This window comes from Paenibacillus sp. 598K (assembly GCF_003851045.1).
Classification (GTDB): domain Bacteria; phylum Bacillota; class Bacilli; order Paenibacillales; family Paenibacillaceae; genus Paenibacillus_D.
The window spans coordinates 24556-26046 of the sequence record NZ_BFBX01000046.1; the positions used below are offsets into that span (position 1 = coordinate 24556).

A 1491-nucleotide genomic window follows, 5' to 3' on the forward strand; every position below is an offset into this window, starting at 1 on the left:
GATCCCAATAGAGGACGCCCAGCGCCTCGCTATAGCTCTTGATCGTGCGGTCCAGCTCGCGGAACCGCGTACGGCTATTCTCAACGGTCATATCCCATTACCACCTTTATCCATAGATTTCCTCTCTTGATGATACCGATTGTGATCTATATAATCAACTAAGCAAACATGAAGGGGGAAAAACGAAATGCGCATACAGTTCACAGCCTCCGCAGCGGCCAAGCTCCAGCCTGAGTTGGACGCGGGCAAGCGGCTCAAGCTGCTCTACGATACCGAGGGCTGCGGCTGCGTCGTCAGCGGCGTACCGGCGCTGCAACTGCTGGACGAGCCTGGCGAGCACGACATTCCGGGCGAGGGAGACCCGCTGCCCTTCCTGCACGAGCCACGCTTCGAGGTGTTCTTCGAGCCTGAGCTCCAAGTGGATTATGATCCCGCACGCGGCCAGTTCGTCCTGAAGAGCGACAGTCAGATCTACACCAATCAGCTGCAATTGATCAGGGGGTAAAGGAGAGATTCATGGAATCGGAGAATAATCTGAAAACGATCATGGCCTATAACGAGGGGTTCGTGGCGCAGCGCACGTATGAGCAATACCAATATAGCCGCTATCCGGCCAGACGGATGGTCATCGTCACCTGTATGGACGCCAGATTAAGCGAGATGCTGCCCAAGGCGATGAACCTGCAGGGAGGCGACGCCAAGATCATCAAAAATGCCGGCGGGCTCGTGACGCAGCCGTTCGGCAATATCGTGCGCAGCATCCTCGTCTCTGTGTATGAGCTGGGCGCTGATGAGGTGTTCATAGTCGGCCATCACGAATGCGGCATGATCGGCCTCGATCCCGAGGTCGTCATGGATCATATGCGCGATCGCGGCATCGGCGAGCAGACGCTCGAGACGCTGATGCACTCGGGCATCGATCTGCGGCGCTGGCTGACCGGCTTCGACTCGGTGCGCGACAGCGTCGAGAACAGCGTGCGGATCGTCCGCAATCACCCGCTCAAGCCCGCCGATGTCGCCATCCACGGCCTCATCATCGATCCGCAGACCGGTAAGCTTGATCTCGTAGTCGACGGCTACGAGCAGGCGCGGCTGAGCGGAGGGTTAGAGAGCTGAGTCAGTCAGCCCGCTCCCCTCGCCCTGCGCGACGCTGGCGACGTCTGGCCAGCGCAGTCTGACGGGCTGCGATGACGCCGCTGCGATCTCGCAGCGTATGGCGATGGATGAGCTGCGCGTCGTCCATCCGGCTCGCGTCGCCCCAGCGCACTCCGGCCGCTGCAGCCCGCTCCTGACACATCGCCAGCAGGTCGGGGTCGGCGAACGGCAGATCGTAGTCGGCGTAGGCGGCAGAGTGCTGCGGGTCGTTCAGGAGAGCGAGGCGCTGCTGCAGCAAACGGATCAACGCACGGCCATCGAGCCCGAGCTCGCGCAGCTCCGGCGCCGTCAGACGCTCCAGCGCCTGCTCCAGCAGCAGGCGCGCGCCTCTGTGGG

Annotated in this window: 2 protein-coding genes and 1 pseudogene; 2 read left to right on the top strand and 1 reads right to left on the bottom strand. The window is 61.5% G+C overall.

Annotated elements, in window-relative coordinates; translation table 11 throughout:
* Positions 1-187 precede the first annotated feature (187 nt).
* The gene (locus tag PA598K_RS15050) at positions 188-505 is read left to right on the top strand and encodes an iron-sulfur cluster biosynthesis family protein (RefSeq protein ID WP_128657758.1); all 318 of its coding nucleotides are present in this window, start codon (positions 188-190) and stop codon (positions 503-505) included.
* Positions 506-516: 11 nt separating this feature from the next.
* Positions 517-1116, top strand: a complete 600-nt coding sequence (locus tag PA598K_RS15055; protein ID WP_128657759.1) for a beta-class carbonic anhydrase — start codon at positions 517-519, stop codon at positions 1114-1116.
* A gap of 1 nt (position 1117) precedes the next feature.
* Here PA598K_RS15055 and PA598K_RS36215 read toward each other — a convergent pair.
* Positions 1118-1491, bottom strand: a pseudogene (locus PA598K_RS36215) (DUF309 domain-containing protein); the annotation flags it as partial.

Excerpts from the sequence above, each read along its gene's own strand:
- PA598K_RS15050 (WP_128657758.1), top strand. The coding sequence starts at position 188 with ATGCGCATACAGTTCACAGCCTCCGCAGCGGCCAAGCTCCAGCCTGAG.
- PA598K_RS15055 (WP_128657759.1), top strand. The coding sequence starts at position 517 with ATGGAATCGGAGAATAATCTGAAAACGATCATGGCCTATAACGAGGGG.